General features: G+C 76.0%; 21 protein-coding genes. 10 read left to right on the forward strand and 11 right to left on the reverse strand.

Annotated features, from left to right (window positions below):
• Positions 1-38 precede the first annotated feature (38 nt).
• Positions 39-1,601, reverse strand: coding sequence for an MFS transporter (locus NT8_RS11705; protein WP_067967653.1), 1,563 nt, complete (start codon positions 1,599-1,601; stop codon positions 39-41).
• A gap of 135 nt (positions 1,602-1,736) precedes the next feature.
• Between NT8_RS11705 and NT8_RS11710 the strand changes: the two genes are divergently transcribed.
• Complete coding sequence (locus NT8_RS11710; protein WP_067967656.1) at positions 1,737-2,285, forward strand: TetR/AcrR family transcriptional regulator; 549 nt, start codon at positions 1,737-1,739, stop codon at positions 2,283-2,285.
• A gap of 96 nt (positions 2,286-2,381) precedes the next feature.
• Here NT8_RS11710 and NT8_RS11715 read toward each other — a convergent pair whose 3' ends face one another.
• Complete coding sequence (locus NT8_RS11715; RefSeq protein WP_067967660.1) at positions 2,382-3,092, reverse strand: alpha/beta fold hydrolase; 711 nt, start codon at positions 3,090-3,092, stop codon at positions 2,382-2,384.
• A 344-nt stretch (positions 3,093-3,436) separates the two neighbouring features.
• Between NT8_RS11715 and NT8_RS11720 the strand changes: the two genes are divergently transcribed.
• Positions 3,437-4,261, forward strand: coding sequence for a TrmH family RNA methyltransferase (locus tag NT8_RS11720; protein WP_067967663.1), 825 nt, complete (start codon positions 3,437-3,439; stop codon positions 4,259-4,261).
• Positions 4,262-4,290: 29 nt separating this feature from the next.
• On the opposite strand, the gene NT8_RS11725 is transcribed toward NT8_RS11720, so the two are convergent.
• Complete coding sequence (locus NT8_RS11725; protein WP_067967666.1) at positions 4,291-4,794, reverse strand: GNAT family N-acetyltransferase; 504 nt, start codon at positions 4,792-4,794, stop codon at positions 4,291-4,293.
• Between the two features lie 130 nt (positions 4,795-4,924).
• On the opposite strand from NT8_RS11725, the gene NT8_RS11730 reads away from it, so the two are divergent.
• On the forward strand, positions 4,925-5,788 hold the full coding sequence (locus tag NT8_RS11730; RefSeq protein ID WP_245646131.1) for an IclR family transcriptional regulator: 864 nt from the start codon (positions 4,925-4,927) through the stop codon (positions 5,786-5,788).
• A gap of 61 nt (positions 5,789-5,849) precedes the next feature.
• Here the strand turns inward: NT8_RS11730 and NT8_RS11735 are convergent, their stop codons facing one another.
• Positions 5,850-6,374: a gluconokinase gene (locus NT8_RS11735; RefSeq protein ID WP_067967669.1), complete on the reverse strand. Its 525-nt coding sequence runs from the start codon at positions 6,372-6,374 to the stop codon at positions 5,850-5,852.
• A 134-nt stretch (positions 6,375-6,508) separates the two neighbouring features.
• Here NT8_RS11735 and NT8_RS11740 point away from each other — a divergent pair, with 134 nt between their 5' ends.
• Entirely contained in the window at positions 6,509-7,234 is a 726-nt protein-coding gene (locus NT8_RS11740) for a FadR/GntR family transcriptional regulator (RefSeq protein ID WP_067967671.1), read from the forward strand.
• Here the strand turns inward: NT8_RS11740 and NT8_RS11745 are convergent.
• Positions 7,218-8,588, reverse strand: a complete 1,371-nt coding sequence (locus NT8_RS11745; RefSeq protein ID WP_067967675.1) for a GntP family permease — start codon at positions 8,586-8,588, stop codon at positions 7,218-7,220. The genes NT8_RS11740 and NT8_RS11745 overlap by 17 nt on opposite strands.
• A gap of 173 nt (positions 8,589-8,761) precedes the next feature.
• Positions 8,762-11,812, reverse strand: a complete 3,051-nt coding sequence (locus NT8_RS11750; RefSeq protein ID WP_067967679.1) for an alpha-mannosidase — start codon at positions 11,810-11,812, stop codon at positions 8,762-8,764.
• 250 nt (positions 11,813-12,062) lie between these two features.
• On the opposite strand from NT8_RS11750, the gene manA reads away from it, so the two are divergent.
• Together manA and NT8_RS11760 are read left to right on the forward strand one after the other, a co-directional pair.
• On the forward strand, positions 12,063-13,241 hold the full coding sequence (manA, locus tag NT8_RS11755) for a mannose-6-phosphate isomerase, class I (RefSeq protein WP_067967681.1): 1,179 nt from the start codon (positions 12,063-12,065) through the stop codon (positions 13,239-13,241).
• A gap of 86 nt (positions 13,242-13,327) precedes the next feature.
• Positions 13,328-13,705 (forward strand): FKBP-type peptidyl-prolyl cis-trans isomerase, encoded by a 378-nt coding sequence (locus NT8_RS11760; RefSeq protein ID WP_067967684.1) that lies wholly within the window; start codon positions 13,328-13,330, stop codon positions 13,703-13,705.
• An 80-nt stretch (positions 13,706-13,785) separates the two neighbouring features.
• Here the strand turns inward: NT8_RS11760 and NT8_RS11765 are convergent, their stop codons facing one another.
• Positions 13,786-14,961, reverse strand: a complete 1,176-nt coding sequence (locus NT8_RS11765; RefSeq protein ID WP_067967687.1) for an acyl-CoA dehydrogenase family protein — start codon at positions 14,959-14,961, stop codon at positions 13,786-13,788.
• 206 nt (positions 14,962-15,167) lie between these two features.
• Between NT8_RS11765 and NT8_RS11770 the strand changes: the two genes are divergently transcribed.
• Positions 15,168-15,800, forward strand: coding sequence for a TetR/AcrR family transcriptional regulator (locus NT8_RS11770; RefSeq protein ID WP_067967690.1), 633 nt, complete (start codon positions 15,168-15,170; stop codon positions 15,798-15,800).
• A gap of 55 nt (positions 15,801-15,855) precedes the next feature.
• On the opposite strand, the gene NT8_RS11775 is transcribed toward NT8_RS11770, so the two are convergent.
• The 4 genes from NT8_RS11775 to NT8_RS11790 form a co-directional block, all read right to left on the reverse strand.
• On the reverse strand, positions 15,856-16,272 hold the full coding sequence (locus NT8_RS11775) for a nuclear transport factor 2 family protein (RefSeq protein ID WP_067967692.1): 417 nt from the start codon (positions 16,270-16,272) through the stop codon (positions 15,856-15,858).
• Between the two features lie 100 nt (positions 16,273-16,372).
• Positions 16,373-16,804 carry an Rrf2 family transcriptional regulator gene (locus NT8_RS11780; protein WP_067967695.1) on the reverse strand — a complete coding sequence of 144 codons (432 nt, stop codon included), beginning with the start codon at positions 16,802-16,804 and terminating at the stop codon, positions 16,373-16,375.
• A gap of 141 nt (positions 16,805-16,945) precedes the next feature.
• Positions 16,946-17,383, reverse strand: a complete 438-nt coding sequence (locus NT8_RS11785) for a DUF6069 family protein (protein WP_067967697.1) — start codon at positions 17,381-17,383, stop codon at positions 16,946-16,948.
• On the reverse strand, positions 17,380-18,072 hold the full coding sequence (locus NT8_RS11790; RefSeq protein ID WP_245646132.1) for a TetR/AcrR family transcriptional regulator: 693 nt from the start codon (positions 18,070-18,072) through the stop codon (positions 17,380-17,382). The genes NT8_RS11785 and NT8_RS11790 overlap by 4 nt, the downstream gene beginning before the upstream one ends.
• A gap of 197 nt (positions 18,073-18,269) precedes the next feature.
• On the opposite strand from NT8_RS11790, the gene NT8_RS11795 reads away from it, so the two are divergent.
• The 3 genes from NT8_RS11795 to NT8_RS11805 all read left to right on the forward strand — a co-directional run bounded on the left by NT8_RS11795 (position 18,270) and on the right by NT8_RS11805 (position 22,329).
• On the forward strand, positions 18,270-19,190 hold the full coding sequence (locus NT8_RS11795; protein ID WP_084468854.1) for an RNA polymerase sigma-70 factor: 921 nt from the start codon (positions 18,270-18,272) through the stop codon (positions 19,188-19,190).
• Positions 19,191-19,290: 100 nt separating this feature from the next.
• Positions 19,291-20,475: an NAD(P)/FAD-dependent oxidoreductase gene (locus tag NT8_RS11800; RefSeq protein ID WP_067967704.1), complete on the forward strand. Its 1,185-nt coding sequence runs from the start codon at positions 19,291-19,293 to the stop codon at positions 20,473-20,475.
• Positions 20,476-20,850: 375 nt separating this feature from the next.
• Positions 20,851-22,329, forward strand: a complete 1,479-nt coding sequence (locus NT8_RS11805) for an ADP-ribosyltransferase (RefSeq protein WP_067967707.1) — start codon at positions 20,851-20,853, stop codon at positions 22,327-22,329.
• Positions 22,330-22,381 lie beyond the last annotated feature (52 nt).

Consider the following 22,381-nt stretch of genomic DNA (forward strand, 5'->3'; position numbering starts at 1 on the left):
CGCGCGGTCCGGTCGGCCGCGCGGTCGGCCGCCGCGGGTCAGCGGTCGGCGGGCCCCCGGTCGGCGGGGGTGCGCCGGCGGCGCAGCAGCACCCCGGCCTGCACGGCGGCGGCGACGGTGATGGCGGCCGCGATCGCGCTGGTCAGGTGGATGCCGTCGGTGAACGCGGAGCGGGCGGCGAGCAGCAGCGCGTCGGCGGTGGCAGCGGGCAGCCCTTCCACGGCGGTGACGGCGCCGCCCAGCGTCTCCTCGGCCGCCCGCATGGTCTCGTCGGGCACCCCGGGGACGGCGTCGAGCCGCCACTGGTAGGCGGCGGTGAGGACGCTGCCGAGCAGCGCGACCCCCAGCGCCCCGCCGAGTTCGTAGGCGGTCTCGGAGATGGCGGACGCCGCGCCGGCCCGCGCCGGCGGTGCGGCGGTGAGGATGGCGTCGTTGGTGAGCGTCTCGGCCAGGCCCATGCCGGCGCCGATCAGCCCGAACGCGACCGCGACCAGCACCGCGCCGCCGTCGAGCGGGGCCCGGGTGAGCAGCAGGAACCCGGCGGTGATGAGCCCCAGCCCGATCACCACGACCGCCCCCAGGCTGAGCCGGCGCGACAACGCGACCGCCGCGAAGCCGGCCGCGACCGCCAGCGCCAGCCCCGGCAGCAGCGCCACGCCCGCGCGCAGCGGGCTGATGCCCAGGACGAGCTGGAGGTACTGGGTGAGGAAGAACAGCGACGACACCATCGCGAAGACGATCATCAGGTTCGTCAGCACGGCGACGGAGAACTCGCGGATCGCGAACAGGCGCACGTCGATCATCGGGTCGGTGAGCCGCAGCTGGCGGCGGACGAACACGACGCCCAGCACCAGGCCGACGGCGATCGCCGCGACCGGCACCGCGGCGGAGTGGCCCTCGGCGAGCTTCTTGACGCCGTAGACGGCGGGCAGCAGCGCGCCCATGGACAGGGCGACGCTCAGCGGGTCGAGCCGGCCCGGGTCCGGGTCGCGCGACTCGCGCACCAGCAGCGGGACGGCGACCAGGATGAGCGCCATCACCGGCAGGTTGATGAGGAACACCGACCCCCAGTGGAAGTGCTCCAGCAGCCAGCCGCCGAGGATGGGCCCGAGGGCGCCGCCGGCGGAGAACCCGGCGCCCCACACCGCGATGGCGAAGAGGCGCTGGCGGGGGTCGGGGAACATGTTGCGCAGCAGCGACAGGGTCGACGGCATGAGGGTGGCGCCGGCCAGGCCGAGCAGGGCGCGGGCGGCGATCAGCACTTCGGGCGTCGGCGCGTAGGCGGCGGCGAGGGACGCGACGCCGAACCCGGCCGAACCGATCATGAGCAGCCGGCGCCGCCCGATGCGGTCGCCCAGCGCGCCCATGGTGACGAGCAGCCCGGCCAGGACGAACGAGTAGACGTCGATGATCCAGAGCAGCTGGCCGCCGGTGGGGGAGAGGTCCTCGCTGAGGTGCGGCACGGCGAAGCCGAGCACCGTCATGTCGACGGAGATGAGCAGGACCGGCAGGACGAGGACGGCGAGCCCGGCCCATTCGCGCGGGCCGGCCGAGGGAGGTGCCCCGGGTGCGGTCGGCGCGGGACGGGCTGCGGAGGTCATGGCGGGTCCTCGGTGCTGTGGGTGGGGTGGTGCGGGTGGACGGCTCTCCGGGGAACGGCGGCGGGAGCAGGGCGTATTCCTCCATGCTGAACCGTCCGGACGGTACAGTACCGTCCAGCCGGTACAGTGTCAAAGGTGAACGCATCGACCACACGCGACCGCATCCTCGACGCCCTCCAGGACCTGGTCATCGCCGAGGGGCCGTCCGCCGTCACCCTGGAGGCCGTCGCGGCGGCGGCCGGGGTCTCCAAGGGCGGGCTGCTCTACCACTTCCCCTCGAAGGCGGCGATGATGTCCGGGCTGGTGCGCCGCCTCGCCGACCGCGCCGAGGACGACTTCCGGGCGGCGGCCGAGAGTGACGAGGGCATCGTCCGCCACTACCTGCGCACCTCCCAGCCGGAGTCCGTGGAGGAGGCCGAGCTGTACTGGTCGGTCATCGCGGCGCTGCGCGGCAAGGACGGGACGGCCGGCGAGGACCGCGGGGTCATCGGGGGCGTCTTCAGCGAGTGGGGGCGGCTGCTCCACGCCGAGGTCCCCGACCCGGTGCTCGCCGAGATCATCCGGCTCGTCGGCGACGGCCTCTACCTGTCGAGGATCGCGGGCCTCCCGGACGCCGACCCCGATGTCGTGCGCCGCATCATCGACCGGCTCGCCGCCGAGGCCGAGGCCGCACGCGGGCGGTGACGCCCCCGGTGCGCGGCGCCACCGGACCGCTCGCGCGCCGTCGAAGGGGGCGTCCGCGTCTCCCGGAGGTGGCGGCCGCCCGCCCCGCGCCACGGGTCAGCGGGCGACGTCCTCCACCAGCCGGGCCACCGCCGCCGCGACCGGGCCGGGGTCGGTGAGCGGGGCGAGGTGGTGGGAGTCGAGACGCTCCACCCGCCACCCTCCGCGCTCGGCGCGTTCGGCGGGCGCCGCGTAGGCGTCGCTCAGCCGCAGGTAGGCCGAACGCAGCGGGGGGAACCCGGCGACGTCCGGGGCGGGCTCCTCCAGGTAGTCGACCGGCACGCGCGGCAGTCCGGCGCGGAACTCCGCCAGCGTCTCCGCATCGGGGACCAGGCCCTCGATCGTCCCCGGCGGGAACCACGCGTCCCACGGCGGCAGGTATCCGCTGCGCGCCCGGTCCAGCAGGTCGGCGCGGGCGGCGTCGGGCAGGGTCGCCAGCAGCGACCGCCCGGGGTGGGGCGTCGGCGCGTCGACCGCGACGGCGCCGACCACGTCGGACGACGCGGCGGCGGCGACGGCGGGCAGCAGCGGGCCTGCGCCGCTGTGCCCGACGAGTACGGCGGGCCGGCCCTCGGCGACCCGGTCGGCCCCGGCCGCCGCGACGGCCGCCAACCGCGCGGTGTAGGGCGGATCGGCGGCGAAGGCCGGGGTCAGCACGGGGACGCCCACCGCCCACCCCCGCAGCTCCAGCTCCGTGGCGACGCGCCGCCACGTCTCCGGACCCACCAGCGGACTGTGGACGAGGACCACCGCCGGACGCGCGCGCATGCCACCCCTCCCGATCGGCGGGGCCCGCCGCCCGATCGGCGGTCCCCGCCGAGCACGGTACCGCCCGCCCGAACCGCCACCAACGCCCGCCGCGCCCGCCCAGGTCCCCGCACGGGCGGCGCGCGTGCGGCGGCCGTCCCCGCCGGACCGCCCCGCGTGCCGCCGGATGCGGACGCGGCAGCGGCCCGGCACCGGGGAGCGCCCGCTCCCGGCGGCCGACCGCGCGCGTCGCTCGCCGGGTGGACGCGGCGCCCGGGGTGAGCAGGGGAGGGCCGCCGGGTGCCGGTCGGCGCGGCCGTGGACGGGGTGCGGGGCGGGGTGGCGGGGGCCGGTAACCTCGCGGGGTGCGTACAGTTCAGCGGATCACCACCCGCAACGCCCGCTTCCAGCAGTGGCAGTCCCTCCTCACCAACCGCACCAAGCGGCAGCGGAACGGGGAGTTCCTGGTGCAGGGGGTCCGCCCCATCACGCTCGCCGTCGAGCACGGCTGGCCGGTCCGCGCCCTGATCTCCCCGGCGGGCCGCCGGCTCTCCGGCTGGGCGCGCGACCTGCTGGCGTCCGACGTCCCGGGCGACCGCGTCGAGATGGCGCCCGACCTCCTCGCCGAGCTGAGCGAACGTGAGGACGGCGACGCCGAGCTGACCGCCGTCGTCGCCCTCCCCGCCGACGACCTCGCCCGCATCCCGCGCGAACCCGCGACCCCGTTCCTGGGCGTCCTGTTCGACCGGCCCGCCAGCCCCGGCAACATCGGGTCGCTGCTCCGGTCGGCCGACGCGTTCGGCGCCCACGGGCTGATCGTCACCGGGCACGCCGCCGACGTCTACGACCCCAAGTCGGTCCGCGCCAGCACCGGCTCCCTCTTCGCCCTGCCCGCCGTCCGGGTCGGGGCCCCCGCCCAGGTCCTCGCCTGGCTGGAGGGGAGCGGTATCGCCGTCGTCGGCACCGACGAGCACGGCGACACCGACCTCGACGCCGCCGACCTGACCGGCCCCGTGCTCCTGCTGATCGGCAACGAGACCACCGGCCTGAGCAGCGCCTGGCGCGACCGCTGCGACCGCACCGTCCGCATCCCCATGCAGGGCGCCGCCAGCTCGCTCAACGCCGCCAACGCCGGCACGGCCGTCCTCTACGAGGCGGCGCGGCAGCGCCGGGCGGCCGCCCGCGGCTGAACCGCCCCCGCGCCCCGCGCCGGGCGAAGTCAGAGGCGCTGTTCGAAGACCTGGATCTCGGAGGCGCCGACGGCGACGCGGTGGGTGGGGGTGAACCCCTGGCCGGTGTAGTAGCGGATCAGCGCGCCGTCGCCGCCCGACCAGCAGTCGACGCGGAGCAGACCCACGCCCCGCTGCCGGGCGCGCTCGCGGGCGAAGTCGAGCAGCCGGGCGCCGACACCGCGCCCGGTGTGGGCGCGCGCCGTGATCAGCAGGTCGATGTACAGTTCCGGCTCCTCGGCGGGCGCCACGTGGTACTTCGGCCGGTCGACCACCGACAGCGCGCCGGCGGGTTCGCCGCCGTCGGCCTCCGCGATCCACAGGCCGCCGCCGGCGGCGATCTCCTGGACCCGGGCCACCCGCTCGGGCATCTCCGACCACGGCCGCGACCCCCACTGCGCGGACCGGCCGCGCGCGGTCAGCCAGGCGACCGCGCCGTCGAACATGTCCAGGACGGCGCCGCCGTCCTCGGGGCCGCCCTCGCGAACGCGCATCGCCGTCCTCCTCGTTTCGGGGTTCCACGCGGGTACCAGTGTGGCCCGCGCGCGGGGCGGCCGTGGCCGGGGGGCCGGGTGGTGCGCGGTCGGCCGGGGCGGTCGGGGCCGGACCACTAGGGTGGGCGCCATGGCTGGCAACGACCCCCGGACGAAGGCGGACTCCACGGATGCGACCCGGATGGACCGGGAGGGCGCCGACGGCGCCGCGGCGGGACGCGAGGCCGGGAAGGAGACGGTCCCCGTCCAGTCGGTCGACCGCGCCATAACGGTGCTGGAGATCCTCGCCCGGCACGGCCAGGCCGGGGTCACCGACATCGCCGCGGAGCTGGGGGTCCACAAGTCGACGGCGTTCCGCCTGGTGGGCGCGCTGGAACGGCGCGGACTGGTCGAGCAGCCCGGCCTGCGCGGCAAGTACCGGCTCGGGTTCGGGATCATCCGCCTGGCCGGGACCATGGCGGCCGGGCTCGACCTCACCCAGCAGAGCCGCCGCGTGTGCGAGGACCTGGCGGCCGAACTCGGCGAGACCGTGAACGTCGCGATCCCCAGCGGCGACATGGTCGTCAACGTCGACCAGGTGCGCGGCTCGTCGGCCGTGGTGAGCCAGAACTGGGTCGGCCGGCAGAGCCCGATGCACGCCACCTCCACCGGCAAGGTGCTGATGGCGCACATGCGCGACGCCGAGCGGCGGCGGCTCCTGGCCGGGCCGCTGGAGCGGCTCACCCCCGCCACCGTGACCGACCCCGACGCGCTGGCCGCGGCGCTGGCGGGGGTGCGCGAGCGCGGCTACGCCACGGCGGTGGAGGAGCTGGAGGTCGGCCTGAACGCGGTGGCGGCGCCGATCCGCGGGATCACCGGCGAGGTCATCGCCGCCGTCAGCGCCTCCGGCCCGTCCTACCGCATGGAGCGGGACAAGCTCGCCGAGATCGGGGCGACCGTGTACGAGGCGGCCGAACGCATCTCGCTGCGCATGGGCCACATGCGCGAGACGTGACCCGGGTGGCGGGCGCGGACCGGACGTCCGGGCCGCCCACCCCCGCTGTCCGGGCGGCGGCTCAGCCGGCCGCCGGGACGTCGCGGCCGAGCGCCTCGGCCACCACCCGCACGGCCCGGGCGACGACCTCGTCGGCGGACGCGGCGACGTCGATCCGCACCCCGGGCTCGTCGTCGGCGAGCGGCTGGAGGGTGGCCTGCTGGGAGTCGAGCAGCCCGGCGGGCATGAAGTGGCCGGCGCGTTCGCGCAGCCGGGCGGCGATGACCTCCCGCGCCGCGTCGAGGTGGATGAAGCGGACATCGGGGGCGCCGGTGCGGAGGATGTCGCGGTAGTCGCGCTTCAGGGCGGAGCACGCCATGAGGGTGGCCTCACCGCGCCGCTCGTGCTCGGCGATCCACGCCGCCAGCGCCGCGAGCCAGGGGCGCCGGTCCTCGTCGGTCAGCGGGACGCCGCCCGACATCTTGGCGATGTTGGCCTCGGGGTGGAAGTGGTCGGCCTCCGCGTAGGGCAGCCCGAGGCGTTCGGCCACGGCCAGGGCGACCGTGCTCTTGCCGCTGCCGGACACGCCCATGAAGACGAAGTGCATGCGGGGTTCCTCCCGGTGTGGGGGTGCCTGAGGATGTGCTTCCTTCGGCGCCGTGCATTAATAGTGTTACCAATCATGCGCGCTAGCCTCGCCAGCGGACCCCGCGAGCGGGGCCGCGGAACAGAGGGGACCCGATGAGCGCCGACGCCGACCACCGCACCCTGCACAACCGCGTCCTCGCGGAGGTGGGGCCGGCGATCGCCGCCGGCGCGTACGCGCCCGGCCACGTCTTCACCCTGGACCGGCTGGTGCGCGACTTCGACGTGTCGCGGACGGTGGCGCGCGAGGCGGTGCGGGTCCTGGAGTCGATGCGGCTGGTCGTCAGCCGCCCCCGCACCGGGGTGCGGGTGCGCCCGGTCGAGGAGTGGAGCGTCTTCCACCCCCAGCTCATCCGCTGGCGGCTGGCCGGCCCGGGACGCATGGAGCAGCTGCGGTCGCTCACCGGGCTGCGCGCCGCCGTGGAGCCGCCGGCCGCCGCGTCGGCCGCGCGCCGCGCCTCCGCGGAGGAGGGCGCGGCGCTGGCCGAGCTGAACGAGCGGATGGCCGCCACCGGCCGCCGCGGCGACCTGGAGGCGTTCCTGCGGCTGGACATCGAGTTCCACCGCCGCGTCCTGGAGCTGTCGGGCAACGAGATGTTCGCCGGCCTGGCGGGCGTGGTGGCCGAGGTCCTGGCCGGGCGGACCACCTACGACCTGATGCCGCAGCAGCCGCGCCCCGAGGCCCTGCGCCTGCACACCCACGTCGCGACCGCCGTGCGCGACGGCCTCCCCGAGGTGGCGGAGGCCGCCATGCGCGCGATCGTCGGCGAGGTGGTGTCCGCGCTGGACCACGCCGGCCCCGCCCCTACAGCACGAGGCTGAGCAGGAACGCGAACGTGAACCCGACCACGCCGATCAGGGTCTCCATCACCGTCCAGGTGCGCAGGGTGGTCTTGGCGTCCATGTTGAGGAAGCGGCCGACCAGCCAGAACCCCGAGTCGTTGACGTGGGAGAGCACGGTCGAGCCGCAGGCGATGGCGATGACGATGAGCGCCAGGTCCATCCCCGACAGGCCCCCGGTGGCGGCCACGGCGGGGGCGATGAGCCCGGCCGTGGTGGTGAGGGCGACGGTCGCCGAGCCCTGCGCGACGCGCAGCGCGGTGGCGATCACGAACGCGGCCACGATGATCGGCAGCCCGGTCGCGGCGAGGCTGTCGGCGAGCGCCTGGCCGATGCCGCTGGCCCGCAGCACCCCGCCGAACATGCCGCCGGCGCCGGTGATGAGGATGATGGCGCACACCGGGCCGAGGGCGTCGTTGGCGATGTCCTCCACCCGCTTGCGGCTGAACCGGCCGCGGCCGAGCACGACCATGGCGACGAGCGTGGTGATGAGCAGGGCGACGGGCGTCTGGCCGACGAGGACGAGCACCTTGTAGAGCAGGCCGCCGTCGTCGACGGCGCCCGCCGTGGCCAGGGTGGTCATGCCGGTGTTGAGGAAGATCAGCAGCATCGGCATGAGCAGCACCAGCAGCACGGTGCCCAGCGCGGGCGGGCGGGGGCGGTCCTCGTCGTCGCCGGTGAAGTCCTCGGGCACCGGGATGACGATGCGCCGGCCGGTGGACAGGCCGTAGAGGTAGCTCGCCAGGTACCAGGTGGGGATGGCCAGGACCAGGCCGACGATCAGGGTGAGGCCCATGTTGGCGCCGACGAGGTCGGCCGCCGCCACCGGCCCGGGGTGCGGGGGCACGAAGGCGTGCATGACCGCGAACGCGCCCGCGGTGGGCAGCGCGTACAGCAGCACCGAGCCGCCCAGGCGGCGGGCCACGCTGAACACGATCGGCAGCATGACGATGAGTCCGGCGTCGAAGAAGATCGGGAAGCCGAACAGCAGCGAGGCGACGCCCAGCGCCAGCGGGGCGCGCTTCTCGCCGAAGGCGCGGATCAGCGCGTTGGCGAGGACGGCGGCGCCGCCGGTGAGCTCCAGCAGCCGGCCGATCATCACGCCGAGGCCGACCAGCAGGGCGACGCTGGCGAGGGTGCCGCCGAACCCGTCGAGCAGGGTGGTGACCACCTGGTCGACGGGCAGGGTGATCAGCGCCACCAGCAGGCTGACCAGGGTCAGGGAGACGAAGGCGTGCAGGCGCACCTTCATCACGAGGAACAGCAGCACGGCGATGGCGGCCGCCGCGATGAGCAGCAGCGGCCCCGTGCTGAAGGCGGGTTCTATGGGGTCCAACGGTGCCTCCGGCGGCATGTGGGGAGCGCACGCGGAGGCGTGCGCCCGGTCGGGGGACTGGGCGCAATGGTAATACCATTTGTGAGCTTCTGTGATCCCCCGCGTTCGGAATTGTTATCCGCGGGGTCCGCGCAGGTCGGACCGTGCGCCGGCCCGCCCGCGCGGGGCGGGGCTCAGCCGCGCGCCAGCCGCAGGGTGAGGATCTGGAACGGCCGCAGGGTGAACGCCACCCGCGACGGCCCGTCGGCGGTGAGGGTCGGGCCGTCGGCCAGCGGCGCCTCCAGCAGGTCCACCGCCAGGACCGACGCCACCGGGAACGACGCGGCCACCGCCGCCCGCGCCCGCGACCCCAGCGCCTCGTACAGCCGCACGACGACGTCGCCGGAGCGGTCGTCGGCCAGCTTCACCGACTCCACGACCACCGCCGCGCCCTCCACCGCCACCAGCGGGGCCACCTCGGCGCCGCCGGCGACCTCCCGCTCCGGCAGGTTGATCCGGTAGCCCTCGCGCACCGCGTCGGCGATCCCGGCGCCCGGCACCAGCGCGTAGCCGAACCGGTGCACCCCCTGGTCGGTCTCGGGGTCGGGGAACCTCGGCGCCCGCAGCAGCGACAGCCGCACCGTCGTCGTGGTGCCGCCGTCGGGCCGCACGTCGCGGGTGACGTCGTGGCCGTAGGTGGAGTCGTTGACCACCGCCAGCCCGTAACCGGGTTCGCCCACGTGCACCCACCGGTGGGCGCAGGTCTCGAACCGGGCGGCGTCCCAGGTGGTGTTGGTGTGCGTGGGCCGGTGCACGTGCCCGAACTGGATCTCCGACGCGGCGGTGTCGGCCCGCACGTCCAGCGGGAACGCCGCCTTCAGGATGCGCTCGCGCTCGTGCCAGTCGACCTCGGTGTCGACGTCGAGCCGGCCCGCGCCGCGCCGCAGCGTCAGCACCTGGCGCACCGACGACGCCCCGAACGCCCGGCGCACCGACAGCGACGCGGTGTCGGGCCCGGACGCCAGCACCGCCACCTCCTCGACCGCGACGAGGTCGGTGGTGGCACCCCGGTAGAACGCGTCGACGTCCCAGGCGTCCCAGGCGTTGGGCAGGTCGGGGTGGAGCTGGAGCAGGTTGGCGGCCGCGCCCGGGGCGACGGCCTCGCGCCCGGCCGCCCGGTCCCACACGGAGGTGACCAGGCCGCGGTGGTCGACCACCACCCGCAGCAGCCCGTTGTCGAGGACGTGGCCGCCGCCCTCGGCGGCCGCGGTCGCCTCGGGGGAGGCGGGCAGCGCGCGTACCGCGGCCCCCAGGGCGGGCACGCCGTCGCGCTCGTGCGGGCAGGGGTTGAACACGACGCGGTGGTCGGGGGCGGCCGACCCGGTGCCGCCGGGCTCGGTGAGCGCCCGCTGCGCGTCGGCGATGACCTCGGTCAGCTCCTCGGCGATCCCGGTGTAGGCGCGCGCCGCCTCGCGGTGCACCCAGGAGATGGACGACCCGGGCAGGATGTCGTGGAACTGGTGCAGCAGCACCTGCCGCCACACCCGCTCCAGGCGCTCGTAGGGGTAGGGGGCGCCGCTGCGCACCGCGGCGGTGGCCGCCCACAGCTCGGCCTCGCGCAGCAGGTGCTCGCTGCGCCGGTTGCCGCGCTTGGTCGCGGCCTGGCTGGTGTAGGTGCCCCGGTGCAGTTCCAGGTAGAGCTCGCCCAGCCAGACGGGGGCGTCGGGGTACTCCTCCTCGGCGGCGGCGAAGAAGTCCTGCGGCCGCTCCAGCCGCACCCGGGGCGACCCCTCCAGGTCGGCCTGGCGCTCGGCGCGGCCCAGCATCTCGCGGGTGGGGCCGCCGCCGCCGTCGCCGTGCCCGAACGGGGCGAGGGACCGCGTGGCGTGCCCCTTCTCGCGGAAGTTGCGCACCGCGTGCGCGAGTTCGCGGCCGGTCAGCTCGGCGTTGTAGGTGTCGATCGGCGGGAAGTGCGTGAAGACGCGCGTGCCGTCGATGCCCTCCCACCAGAACGAGTGGTGCGGGAACGTGTTGGTCTGGTTCCAGGAGATCTTCTGGGTGAGGAACCACCGCGACCCCGACAGCCGGACCAGCTGCGGCAGCGCCGCCGAGTAGCCGAAGGAGTCGGGCAGCCACACCTCGCGGGTGTCGACGCCCAGCTCCTCGCGGAAGAACCGCTTGCCGTAGGCGAACTGGCGGGCCAGCGCCTCGGCGCCGGGCATGTTGGTGTCGGACTCCACCCACATGCCGCCCACCGGGACGAACCGCCCCTCGGCGACGCGGGCGCGCACCCGGGCGAACACCTCGGGGTGGGAGTCGCGCAACCAGGCCAGCTGCTGGGCCTGCGACATCGCGAACACCAGGCCGGGGTGGTCGTCCATGAGCGCGGTGACGTTGGCGGCGGTCCGCGCGACCTTGCGCACGGTCTCGCGCAGCGGCCACAGCCACGCGGAGTCGATGTGCGCGTGGCCCACTGCCGAGATCCGGTGCGCGCTGGGCTCGGCGGGGGCGGCGAGCGCCGGGGCGAGGCGTTCGCGCGCGGCGGCGGCGGTGCCCGGCACGTCGGCCGGGTCGAGGGCGTCCAGGGCGGCGGCGACCGCGCGCACCAGCTCCCAGCGGCGCGGCGCCTGGTCGGGCAGCTCGCGCATCAGGTGGCCCAGGACCTCCAGGTCCAGGCTGAGCCCCCACACCTCGGGGTCGAAGACGGCCAGGTCCGCGCGGACCACCCGGTACTGGGGCGCCCCGGCCATGGCCTCGGGGTCGCCGAGGGAGGTCGGGCGGAACCCGGCGGGGCCGAGGATCAGCGGGTTGGCGGCGGCCTCGACGTAGAGGTCGACCTCCTCGCCCCCGGCGGCGGCGTCGGCCACCCGCACCCACTGGTTGCGCGGGTTGAGGCCCTTCACCACGGTCCCGTCGGGGCGGTACACCAGCCCTTCGGCGGAGAAGCCGGGGCGGTCGGGGTCGAAGCCGAGGTCGAGCACGGCCTCCACCGCGGCGCCGGCCCACGCCTCGGGCACGCGGCCGGTGAAGCGGAACCACGTCGTGCCCCACGGCGGCCCCCACGGGTCGCCGACGGCGGCGGGGCGGTAGGCCGCCGCGAGCGCGTCGGCCGCCGGCGGCGGCTCACCGGGCGCGTCCCACCGCTCGACGCGGAGCGGCACGGAGCGGGGGTGCACCGACGCCCAGATCCGCTCGCCCAGCACCCGGTCCAGCCGTCGTTCCACCAACTCATGGTCGTCGTGCATGGAGCGCTCCGTAACATCGGCGGCCTGAGGGGTACGTTCCCAAGGGGGTGGACAGGAAGTCAAGAATGCGGATAAACCAGTCGGTAACTTCGCTGTGGCCCGACCCCCCGCCACGGGGCCGGGGGACGGCGGAGGTGGTGTCCGCACCACCCGCGCGCGTAGCGCCGGCCGTGCAGACAGCGCGCGGCCCGTCGGCGAGACTGTGAACCGCAAGGGGCGCGGTGCCACGGCGAACGGAAGAGCAGGGCGGATGCACAGGCTGATCAACCAGGTACGCCCGTACGCGTGGGGCGCGCGCGGCGCCATCCCGCGGCTCCTCGGCGTGGAGCCCGACGGCCGCCCCCAGGCCGAGCTGTGGCTGGGCGCCCACCCCGGCGCGCCCAGCACCGTCGTGACCGACACCGGGCCCACCCCGTTCGAGGACGTCATCGCGGCCGCCCCGCGCGACGTCCTCGGCGGCCCCACCATCGCCCGCTTCGGCCCCCGCCTGCCGTTCCTGCTGAAGGTGCTCGCCGCCGAGGAGCCGCTGTCCCTCCAGGTCCACCCCGACGCCGACCGCGCCCGCGCCGGGTTCGCGGCCGAGGAGGCGGCCGGCATCCCCGTCGACGCCCCGCACCGCAACTACCGCGACCCCCAGGCCAAGCCGGAACTCGTCCTCGCGCTGGAGCCCTTCGAAGCGCTGTGCGGCTTCCGCCATCCGGCGGCCGCCCGCGCCGACCTCGACGGGCTCACCGGCGCCCTCGCCGGCATCCTCCGCCGCGACCTGGCCGACCCCGACACCCACCGGGCGCTGCGCGCCGCGCTCACCCGGCTGCTCACCCTGGGCGCCGCCGACCGCCCCCGCCTGCTCGCCGACTTCGTCGCGGAGTGGCGCAGATCGGGCTGCGGCCCGCACCACGCCACCGTCCTCGAACTCGCCGAGCGCTACCCCGGCGACCCCGGGGCCGTCGCCGCGCTGCTGCTCAACCGGGTCACCCTGCGGCCGGGCGAGGCGCTGTTCCTGCCCGCCGGAAACGTGCACGCCTACCTGCGCGGCACCGCCGTGGAGGTCATGGCCAGCTCGGACAACGTGCTGCGCGCCGGGCTCACCGGCAAGCACGTCGACACCGAGGAGCTGCTGCACGTCGTCGACTTCTCGGTGCTGCCGATCCCCTACACCGACGCCGTCCCGGTCGACGGGCGCCGCGAGTTCCGGCCCGGCGTCCCCGACTTCGCCCTGGCCACCCTCGGGCCGGGGGCCATCGACGCCCACCTGCCGGGCGGCGCGCCGTCGGTCGTGCTCGCCCTCGACGGCGGCGCCGACCTCAAGGCCGAGCGGGGCGACAAGCTCACCCTGGCGCGCGGCGAGTCGGTGTTCGTGCCCGCCGCCACCGGCCGGGTCGACGTGCTGGGCGACGGCCACCTCGTCGCGGCCACCGTGGGGGCGTGACGGCGGCGCGGCCCGCGCGACGGCGCTCCCCGGCCGCCACTAGGCTGAGGGGCCTGTCCACTGCTGAACAACGAGGGGAAACCCCCATGGCGCTCCAGCGTCCCGAGATCGACTACATCGACGGCCCGCCGCCCGCGGACCTCCAGATCACCGACCTCACCATCGGCGAAGGCGCCCAGGCCGGGCACGGGTCGACGGTCGACGTCCACTACGTCGGCGTCGCGCACTCCACCGGCGAGGAGTTCGACGCCTCCTGGAACCGCGGCGAGCCGCTCCAGTTCAAGCTCGGCGCGCGGCAGGTCATCCCCGGCTGGGACCAGGGCGTCATGGGCATGCGCGTCGGCGGCCGCCGGCGCCTCGTCATCCCGCCGCACCTGGCCTACGGGGACCGCGGCGCGGGCGGCGGGCTCATCAAGGGCGGGGAGACCCTGGTGTTCGTGGTCGACCTCGTCAACGTGAACTGACCCGGTCGGCGTGCGGCCCCGGCGGTGGACCGCCGGGGCCGCGGCGTGTCCGGGGCCGCCCGGCGCCCCGGCGCCCGGGGTCAGCGCAGGGTCTCGCCCACCTTGACGTGGCCCTTGAGCAGGTCGCGGGCGATGGTGCGGCGCTGGATCTCGTCGGTGCCCTCGAAGATCCGGAGCAGCCGCAGGTCGCGGTACCAGCGCTCGACGGGCAGCTCGCGGGTGTAGCCCATGCCGCCGTGGATCTGCATGACCCGGTCGACGATCTCGTTGGCCTTGGTCCCGCCGTAGAGCTTGGCGATGGCCTGGGCGTGCCGGGAGTCGCGGCCGGCGTCGACCTGCCACGCCGCCTGGAGCACCAGCAGCCGCAGCGCCTCGATCTCCACCTGGGAGTCGGCGATCATCCACTGGATGGCCTGCCGGTCGGCGATGGGCGCGCCGAACGTCTCGCGGGTGCGCGCGTACTCGATGGCCATGGTGAGCAGGCGCTCGCAGCCGCCGAGCGCGCGGGCCGGGAGCAGGTAGCGGCCCTTGCCGATCCACTGCATGGCCAGGGTGAAGCCCTTGCCCTCCTCGCCGAGGATGGCGCTGTGCGGGACGCGCACGTCCTCGAAGACGAGCGCGGCGGGGCGGCGCTCGCCCATGGTGTCGATCGGCTCGGAGGTCCAGCCCGCGTCGCGGTCGACCAGGAAGCAGGTGACGCCGCCGTCGGCGCCGCGCTCGGGGTCGGTGACGGCGAAGACCATGGCGAAGTCGGCCTCGTTGCCGCCGGTGATGAACGTCTTCTCCCCGTTGATCACCCAGGAGTCGCCGTCGCGGACGGCGCGGGTGCGGATGGCCTTGGCGTCGGAGCCCGCGCCCGGCTCGGTGATGGCGAAGCAGGACCGGCGCTCGCCGGCGATGGTGGGCAGCAGGTAGCGGCGCTTCTGCTCCTCGTCGGCGTGGAAGAGGATGTTGTCGGCGTCGCCGCCGAACTTGAACGTGAGGAAGGTCCGGCCCAGCTCGACCTCGATGAGGGCGGCGGTGACGGAGTCCAGGCCCATGCCGCCGTACTCCATGGGGGTCTGCACGCCCCAGAAGTCGGACTTGCGGGCGAGGGCGCGGAGTTCGCGGACCTCGTCGGCGTTGAGGCCGGGGGCGGCGCCCTCGCGCTCGCGGCGCAGCACGTCGTTCTCCAGCGGCATGATCTCCCGCTCCACGAAGGTGCGGACCCACGCGCGGATCTCGCGCTGCTCGTCGGTCAGTCCGAAGTCGACCATGCCGTCCCGCCTTCCACCGCGCCCGCGCGGATTAACCTAACAGCGTTCGATTCGGAGGTTAGGTGGTCGCCCGGCGTCGCGCAAGGGGCGGGGGCGGGCGGTTCCGCGACGGCGCGGGGTGGTGCGGCATGGCAGGATTCCCTTGACCGCGCGGCGTGCCCCGCGCCGCCCGGCGACCACGCCCGCGAACCACGGAGGGGACCACGGTGGCCCGACCCAAGACGCCGCTTCTCAGCGTGCCCGCGATCCGCGCGGCGGCCCTCGCGCTGATCGACCGGGACGGCCTCGAAGGGCTGTCGATGCGCAAGCTCGCGCAGGAGCTGGACGTCCAGGCGGCCTCGCTGTACAGCCACTACCGGACCAAGGAGGACCTGCTCACCGACATCGCCAACGAGACCATGGCCGACGTCGACGTGTCCGGCTTCGCCACCGGCGACTGGCGGCACGGCATCACCACCTGGGCGCGCTCCTACCGGGCCGCGCTGGCCGCCCACCCCAACCTGGTGCCGGTGATCGCGGCCGGCCCCGGGCGCCGCGAGGCCGCGCTGCGCCGCGCCGACGCGGTCCACGGCGGGCTGGTGGCGGCGGGCTGGCCGCCGCGCCACGCCACCATGATCGGCGCCTCGACCAAGTACCTCGTGGTCGGCGCCGCCATCCACTCGTTCGCGCGCGGCTTCGACGCCGACGTGCAGGTCTACCGCGACCGGTACCCCAACCTGTCGCAGGCCCACCGCCTGGCCGAGCACGCCGCCGAGATCGACGGCGACAGCTTCGAACTCGCCCTCGCGGCGTTCCTCGACGGCCTCGACCACGTCTTCAAGGACCTCGGCGAGCACTGACCGCCGCACGGGGAGGGCGCCCGGGGACCTGGGCCGTCCTCCGGACCGTCGCGGCTCAGCCGGCGTCGAACGCCGTCGCGACGGTCAGCGTGTCCTCGTACAGGTGCATGCGGACGATCCGGCCGTCCTCGACCCTCAGGTGGATGGCCGCCGGGGTGCTGAACTCCTTCCCGGTGGCCGCGACGGTGTGCGTCCAGGCCGCCAGCAGCACCACGTCGCCGCCGTCGACGACGACGCGCTCCAGCGCGACCTCGCTCCTGCCGGGCGCGAAGTGCGGCCACATCGTGGTGAAGTACGGCGCGACCTCCTCCCGGCGGGTACGGCGCCCGGTCCAGGGCAGTTCCGCGCCGCCGGGGACGTGCCAGTCGATCTCCTCGGCGAACAGCTCCTGGATGCCGTCGGCGTCCTGCCCGCCGAGGCGCTCCACGAACGTCTCGGCCACGGTCCGCGAGGTCGGGGTGTCTGTCGCCATCGTCGTGCTCCTTCGTCCGGTTCACATTTGATGTAACTATTATTGTTACATCGACGAGCGGGGGATGCGGCCCCCGGTCGGGGAGGTCGGTGGTGCGAGGTCAGGCGGCCTTCAGGACGTCCCGCAGGACGTCCTCCAGCGTGGTCGCGGCCAGCTCCCTGCGCAGGGCGGCCTCCACGCCGTCGTACACGGCGGTCAGTGCCGGTCCGATGCCGTGGCCCACGACGCACTCGGGGTCCGGTGGTGCGCGGTGCAGGGCGAAGACCGGCCCCGGTTCGATCGCCTGGTAGACGTCGAGCAGGGTGATCGCCGCCAGGTCGCGCGCGAGCATCCAACCCGCCCCCGCGCCCCGCCGTGAACGGGCCAGGCCGGCCTTGCCCAGCTCGGCCAGCAGGCGGCGGATCACCACCGGGTTGGTGTTGACGCTCGTCGCGATCTGCTCGGAGGTGGCGACCTCGTGGCCGCGCCGCTGGTACAGCCCGATCCAGGTCAGGGCGTGGGCCGCGATGGTCAGCCTGCTGTTGGCGCTCACGTCGGATTCCGCCTCCCCGGCCGTGTTCGTCGTAATGATAGTTGTTACGACGGCGTGCGGCGAATTCCGGGAGGGAGAGAGGGGCGCCCGCCGCACCACGGCGGGCGCGCGCGGGGGTGGCCGTGCGCGCCCGCCACCGGTCTAGCCCTTCGCGGGCGCGCGGGTGAGGCCGACGATCAGCGGGACGCCCACCGCCAGGTGCAGCAGGGCGATCGTCACCATCCCGCCCGTGGTGGTGGCCGTGGGGACCGGCGCCATCGACAGCAGCAGGAGCACCACCGCGACGACCGTCCAGACCAGGCGGCCGCGCGGGACGAACCGCTCGGCCAGCGCCAGGGTGCCCCAGCCCAGCAGGGACGCCATCAGGCCGGAGACGATCACGGGGACGAGGCCGATCGCGGTCGGCGCGCCGCCCGCGGAGGGCGCTTCGAGGGTCACCCCGGCGAGGGGGACGGCGACGACCCACACGGCGACGGCGGCGAGCACGGCGGCGGCGACGGTGAGCGCCCGGCGGCGCAGCCGGGCCGTGCGCGCCGCCGCGTCCGGTGCCGACGCGGGGTGGGTGGCGGAAGCGGTCATGAGGGGGTTCCTTCCAGGGGGGCACCCGGCGGGTCCGGGCGGAGGACGCCGTTCAACAGGGTGTCGATGAGGTCGGCGCTGTCGAGGGGGGCCGAGGGCAGCGGCCCGGTCGGGCCGCCGGCCCGGCCGGTCACCAGGGTCATGAACAGGGTCGCGACCCGTTCGGGGGGCAGGCGCAGGGCGTCGCGGTCGGGTTCCAGGAGCCGGACCACGGCGTCGTGCAGGGCGCCGAAGGCCTGCCGGCGGCCGTCGTCCGCGGGGTCGCCGCCGCAGTCCTCACCGGGGTCCGCGTCCGGGTCCGCGTCCGCGCTCGGGGCGGCGCCGGGTCGGCCGCGGGGGCGGGCGAGCGCGGTCAGCACGGCGCCCACGCGCTCGAACTGGGCGTCGAGCGACGCGGCGGCCTCGGCGAGCCGGTCGGCGATCGGGAGGTCCAGGGGGATGTCGTCGAGCGCCGCGAGCACCCCGTCGATGCGGACGGCCTCGGCGACGCAGGCGCCGAACAGCTCCTCCTTGTCGGTGAACACGCGGAAGATCGTCCCCTCGCCGATGCCCGCCGCGCGGGCAATCTGGCGGGAGGTGAGGTCGCGGCCGTACTCGGCGACCAGCGGGAGGACGCTGCGCACGATCATGGCGCGCCGGTCCTCACGGCTCATCTGCGGTGCCCGGCACCGGGCGGCGGGAGGCGGCATGGGTGAGACCCTACGGAGTGAGCGCTCACTCCGTCAAGTCCGAGTGAGCGCTCACTCCGGTCGTTCGATCCGGTCGTCCCCCTGCTCTCGGCACGGCCCCAGGTCGGAGAGGCCCTGGGCGGCGGGACGCGCTCCGCCACGGCCGGAACGGGCGGGGAGGGGGGAGGCCGGCCCAGGGCGGGTGGCATGCTGGGGGCGTGGCGGAGACGGCGGAGGACGCGCGGGCGGCGGAGTTCGAGGAGCACCGGTCCCGGCTGTTCTCCCTGGCCTACCGGATGCTCGGTTCGGCGGTGGAGGCCGAGGACGCCGTGCAGGACGCCTACCTGCGCTGGCGCGCCGCCGACCGGGCCGCCGTGCGGGTCCCCGCCGCCTGGCTGACCCGGGTCTGCGCCAACCTCTGTCTCAACCGGCTGACCTCGGCGCGCGCCGTCCGCGAGAGCTACGTCGGCCCCTGGCTGCCCGAACCCGTCCTCACCGGCGGGCTCCCGGTCGGCGCGCACCCCGCCCTCGACCCGCTGGAGACCGCCGAGCAGCGCGACACCGTCTCCCTCGCACTGCTCACCCTGATGGAGCGGCTCACCCCGGCCGAGCGCGCGGTGTTCGTGCTGCGCGAGGCGTTCGCCTACCCGCACGCCGAGATCGCCGGCATCCTCGACATCACCGAGGGCGGGTCCCGCCAACTGCACCGGCGGGCGCGCGACCGCGTCGCCGAGGAGCGGCGGCGCTTCGACCCCTCCCGCGACCACTGGCGCGCGGTGGTGGAACGCTTCCTCGACGCCGCGCGCGGCGGCGACATCGACCGCCTGAAGTCCCTGCTGGCCGAGGACGCCACGGCCTGGTCCGACGGCGGCGGCCGGGTCACGGCCGCGCGGCGGCCGGTGTCCGGCGCCGACCGGGTCGCCCGCCTCCTCGCCGGCTTCCTGCGGCACGCCGGCCCCGAGCACGCCATCACGATCGAGGAGGTCAACGGCTTCCCGGCGGTGGTGGCGGCCGTCGACGGGCGGCCGGTCGCGGTGCTGGTCCTGGAGGTCGGCGGGGGCCGGGTGCTCTCCGTCCGCACGGTCGTCAACCCCGACAAGCTCGCGCCGATCGCGGGGCAGTTCGCCGCCCGCGGGTGACGCACGTCACCCCGGCGGCCGTCACGGACGGCGCCCCCCGCCGGTTCAACCCGTGCGGCCGCGGACCGGCGGCGCACGACCGGCGAGGAGGGGATCTCCCATGGGACACGACGTGGTGGTCATCGGAGCGGGCTACGCGGGGCTGGCGGCGGCGCTGCGCACGGCGCGGCGGGGCCGCGAGGCGGGGGTGCGGGTGACGCTCGTCAACGAGCGCGACACCTTCGTGGAGCGGGTGCGCCTGCACCAGCGCGCGGCGGGCGGCGACCCCGTCGACCGCCCGCTCGCGGCCGTCCTCGCCGGGACCGGCGTCGACCTCGTGATCGGCCGCGCCACCGCCGTCGACACGGCGGCCCGGCGCGTCCGCGTCGCCGCCGCCTCCGGCGGTGAGCGCGGCCTCGGCTACGACACCCTCGTCTACGCGCCCGGCAGCGGCGCCGACACCGCGTCGGTCCCCGGGGCGGAGCACGCCGCCACCCTGGCCGGCCGCGACGCCGCCGGCGCGCTGGCCGAGGACACCCTGCCGCGCCTGGCCGCGGCGGGCGGCACCGTCGCCGTGGTCGGCGGCGGGCTCACCGGCATCGAGGCGGCCACCGAGATCGCGGAGGCCCACCCCGGCCTGCGCGTCCGGATGGTCACCCGGGGCCGGGTCGGTGGGGAGCTGTCGGCGCGCGGCCGGCGGCACGTCGTCCGGGTGCTCGACCGGCTCGGCGTGGACCGCGTCGAGGGGACCGGCGTCGCGGAGGTGGCGGCCGACGGGGTCCGCCTGGCCGACGGCACGCACGTGGCCGCCGACGCGGTCATCTGGAACGCCGGGTTCACCGTGCCCGCCCTCGCCCGCGAGGCCGGGCTGGCGGTCGACGCCGACGGCCGCGTGCTCGTGGACGCCACCCAGCGGTCGGTCTCACACCCCGACGTGTACGCGGTGGGCGACGCGGCGGCGGCGACCGGGCCCGACGGGCGGGTCCTGCGCATGGCGTGCGCGACCGGCCTGCCCATGGCCGCCGCAGCGGCCCGCGCCATCGCGGCCCGCGCGGCCGGACGGCCGGCCAAGGACCTGGAGTTCCGCTACTACATCCGGTGCGTCAGCCTGGGCCGGCGGGACGGCCTGATCCAGGTCGTCGGCCCGGACGACACCCCGCGCGACACGGTGCTGACCGGCCGCGCCGCCGCCCTCGTCAAGGAGGCCGTGTGCCGGGGCGCCGGCAACTTCGCCGCCGGCCGGCTCTCCCTCCGCGCCCCGGCGCGCCTCCCCGGCACGGCCCGCACCCCCGTCTCCACCCGCTGACCGCGCCCCGCGCTCGCGCACGACCGGGCGGCGGCCCGGGGCGGCCCGTCCCGCGCCCGTCCGCTGCGGGCCGACGGGCCCGCCGGTGGGGTCCAAGGCGGGGCCCCGGGCCACGGCCGCCCGGGGCCCCGGCCCGGACGGCCGCACCGCCGGGGCCGCGCCGCGTGATGCGGACGCCGCTCCGCCTGTCGGCCGCCGCGACCGTGTCCCGGTCCGGCCGAGGCGGGGCCCAGGTCCGGCGGCGCCGGAAAAGGGCCCCAGGGCCCACGCCGCCCGATGCGGGCCGGGGTTACGATTCCGCCGCACGCACGGCCGCGCCCCCGATCGGCGCCCGCGCGGCGCGCCTCCGCCCCCCGCCCTCCGAGAGGTCCCCTCGTGCCGCGCACCGTCCACGACCCCGATCGCGGTGCCGGGATCACCGAGTACGCCGCCGTGATCCTGCTCGTCGCCGGGATCACCGCCACCGTGGTGTTCTCCGGCGCGGACGCGCGCGTGGCCGCCTTCCTCGGCCGCGCGGTCGACGCCGTGCCCGGCGCGGCCGCCGCCCCGGGCACGGCCACCGGACCGGTGACCGCCGCCGCGCCGTCCGGTACCGGAACCGGCGATCCACCGCCGCGGCCGGCCGACGACGGCGCGGTCGCGGGGTTCTCCGACGGCGGCGACGTCCTCGGCTACGACCCCTCCTGGTGGGACGGTGAGGGCACCTGGGGCGCCCCTTCCGACGACATGCCCCTGTTCGGCTTCCAGGACCGGGGCGGCTACCGGTGGGACTGCGGCCGGATCTTCGACTTCGCGTGCAAGCTCGGCGGGGGAGCGGCCAGTGGCGCGGTGGAGACCTGGGGCGGCATCGCCGACACCGCCTGCCTGCTCCACCTGTGCAGCCACTCGGGGTTCCGGGACAACTGGGCCGCCGTCTCCGACGGCATCACGCACGTCTTCACGCGGAACCCGCTCACCACCGCCGGGGAGATGTGGGACGGCTTCATCGAGCCGTTCGAGGAGTCGGCGGGGCAGGGCGGGTTCTGGAACAACGGGGGCTACGCCGCCGCCGGGACGGTGGGCGGCATCCTGCGGCCGTTCCGCGCCCTGCCCGACGACGACGGCGGCAACGGCGGCGACAGCGGGGACGACCACCCGACGCACCCGGAACCCAACGGCCACGTCCCCGGCTCCGGCATGGGCGACGCCGAACTTCCCCCCGACGACCCCTACCAGGCGTTCCGGTGGCTGCGCGAGCGCGTCCCGCCGCCCGCCGACCTGACCGACGGCGAGCGGAGCGCGCTGCGCTTCTACTCCAGCGGCACCTCCTACGGCCACGGCCTCGGCAACGGGTACGAGCACATCAACCGCCACCTGCGCGGCCAGGACCCGCCGGTGGACCGCACCCCCGAGCAGGACGCGCAGGTCCTGCGGGCGATCGACGACATCGACGCCGTCATGGCCCGCCACCGGCTCCCGGAACCGGTCATCGCCTACCGCGTCGCGGGCGACGGGTTCCTCGACGCGCTCGGCGTCGACGCGGCGGACCCGGCGGCGATCGAGGGGCTGATCGGGCGCACCCTGCGGGAGGACGGCTACCTGTCCACCTCGGCGGACCGGTACACGGCCGCAGGGGCGCGGGGCGACGTGGAGATGCGGATACGGGTCCCCGAGGGGTACGCGGCCGTCGACATGGCGGACGACGCCACGGCCGACTACCCCGAGGAAGCGGAACTCCTGCTGGACCGGGGCGCCCGCTACGTGGTGCACGGCGCCCGCACCGACGACACCGGGGTCGTCCACCTGGACGTGGAGATCGTGCCCGAAGGCTGGACCCGGCCCGGCGACTGGGCGCCGCAACCGCTGGAGGACTGACCCGGCGGCGCGGGGCGGCGGCGCAGCGGGGCCGGTCGCCCCGCCCCACACA

The organism is Nocardiopsis trehalosi NBRC 14201 (assembly GCF_001552555.1).
Classification (GTDB): Bacteria; Actinomycetota; Actinomycetes; order Streptosporangiales; family Streptosporangiaceae; genus Nocardiopsis_B; species Nocardiopsis_B trehalosi.

What these genes read in the sequence shown, in the direction of transcription:
- NT8_RS11735 (WP_067967669.1), bottom strand. Translation starts at nt 6,374, where the DNA reads ATGCACTTCGTCTTCATGGGCGTGTCCGGCAGCGGCAAGAGCACGGTC.
- NT8_RS11790 (WP_245646132.1), bottom strand. Translation starts at nt 18,072, where the DNA reads ATGCCGCCTCCCGCCGCCCGGTGCCGGGCACCGCAGATGAGCCGTGAG.
- NT8_RS11705 (WP_067967653.1), bottom strand. Translation starts at nt 1,601, where the DNA reads ATGACCTCCGCAGCCCGTCCCGCGCCGACCGCACCCGGGGCACCTCCC.
- NT8_RS11740 (WP_067967671.1), top strand. Translation starts at nt 6,509, where the DNA reads ATGAGCGCCGACGCCGACCACCGCACCCTGCACAACCGCGTCCTCGCG.
- NT8_RS11750 (WP_067967679.1), bottom strand. Translation starts at nt 11,812, where the DNA reads ATGCACGACGACCATGAGTTGGTGGAACGACGGCTGGACCGGGTGCTG.
- NT8_RS11775 (WP_067967692.1), bottom strand. Translation starts at nt 16,272, where the DNA reads ATGGCGACAGACACCCCGACCTCGCGGACCGTGGCCGAGACGTTCGTG.
- NT8_RS11725 (WP_067967666.1), bottom strand. Translation starts at nt 4,794, where the DNA reads ATGCGCGTTCGCGAGGGCGGCCCCGAGGACGGCGGCGCCGTCCTGGAC.
- NT8_RS11800 (WP_067967704.1), top strand. Translation starts at nt 19,291, where the DNA reads ATGGGACACGACGTGGTGGTCATCGGAGCGGGCTACGCGGGGCTGGCG.
- NT8_RS11715 (WP_067967660.1), bottom strand. Translation starts at nt 3,092, where the DNA reads ATGCGCGCGCGTCCGGCGGTGGTCCTCGTCCACAGTCCGCTGGTGGGT.
- NT8_RS11765 (WP_067967687.1), bottom strand. Translation starts at nt 14,961, where the DNA reads ATGGTCGACTTCGGACTGACCGACGAGCAGCGCGAGATCCGCGCGTGG.
- NT8_RS11760 (WP_067967684.1), top strand. Translation starts at nt 13,328, where the DNA reads ATGGCGCTCCAGCGTCCCGAGATCGACTACATCGACGGCCCGCCGCCC.
- NT8_RS11785 (WP_067967697.1), bottom strand. Translation starts at nt 17,383, where the DNA reads ATGACCGCTTCCGCCACCCACCCCGCGTCGGCACCGGACGCGGCGGCG.
- NT8_RS11730 (WP_245646131.1), top strand. Translation starts at nt 4,925, where the DNA reads ATGGCTGGCAACGACCCCCGGACGAAGGCGGACTCCACGGATGCGACC.
- manA (WP_067967681.1), top strand. Translation starts at nt 12,063, where the DNA reads ATGCACAGGCTGATCAACCAGGTACGCCCGTACGCGTGGGGCGCGCGC.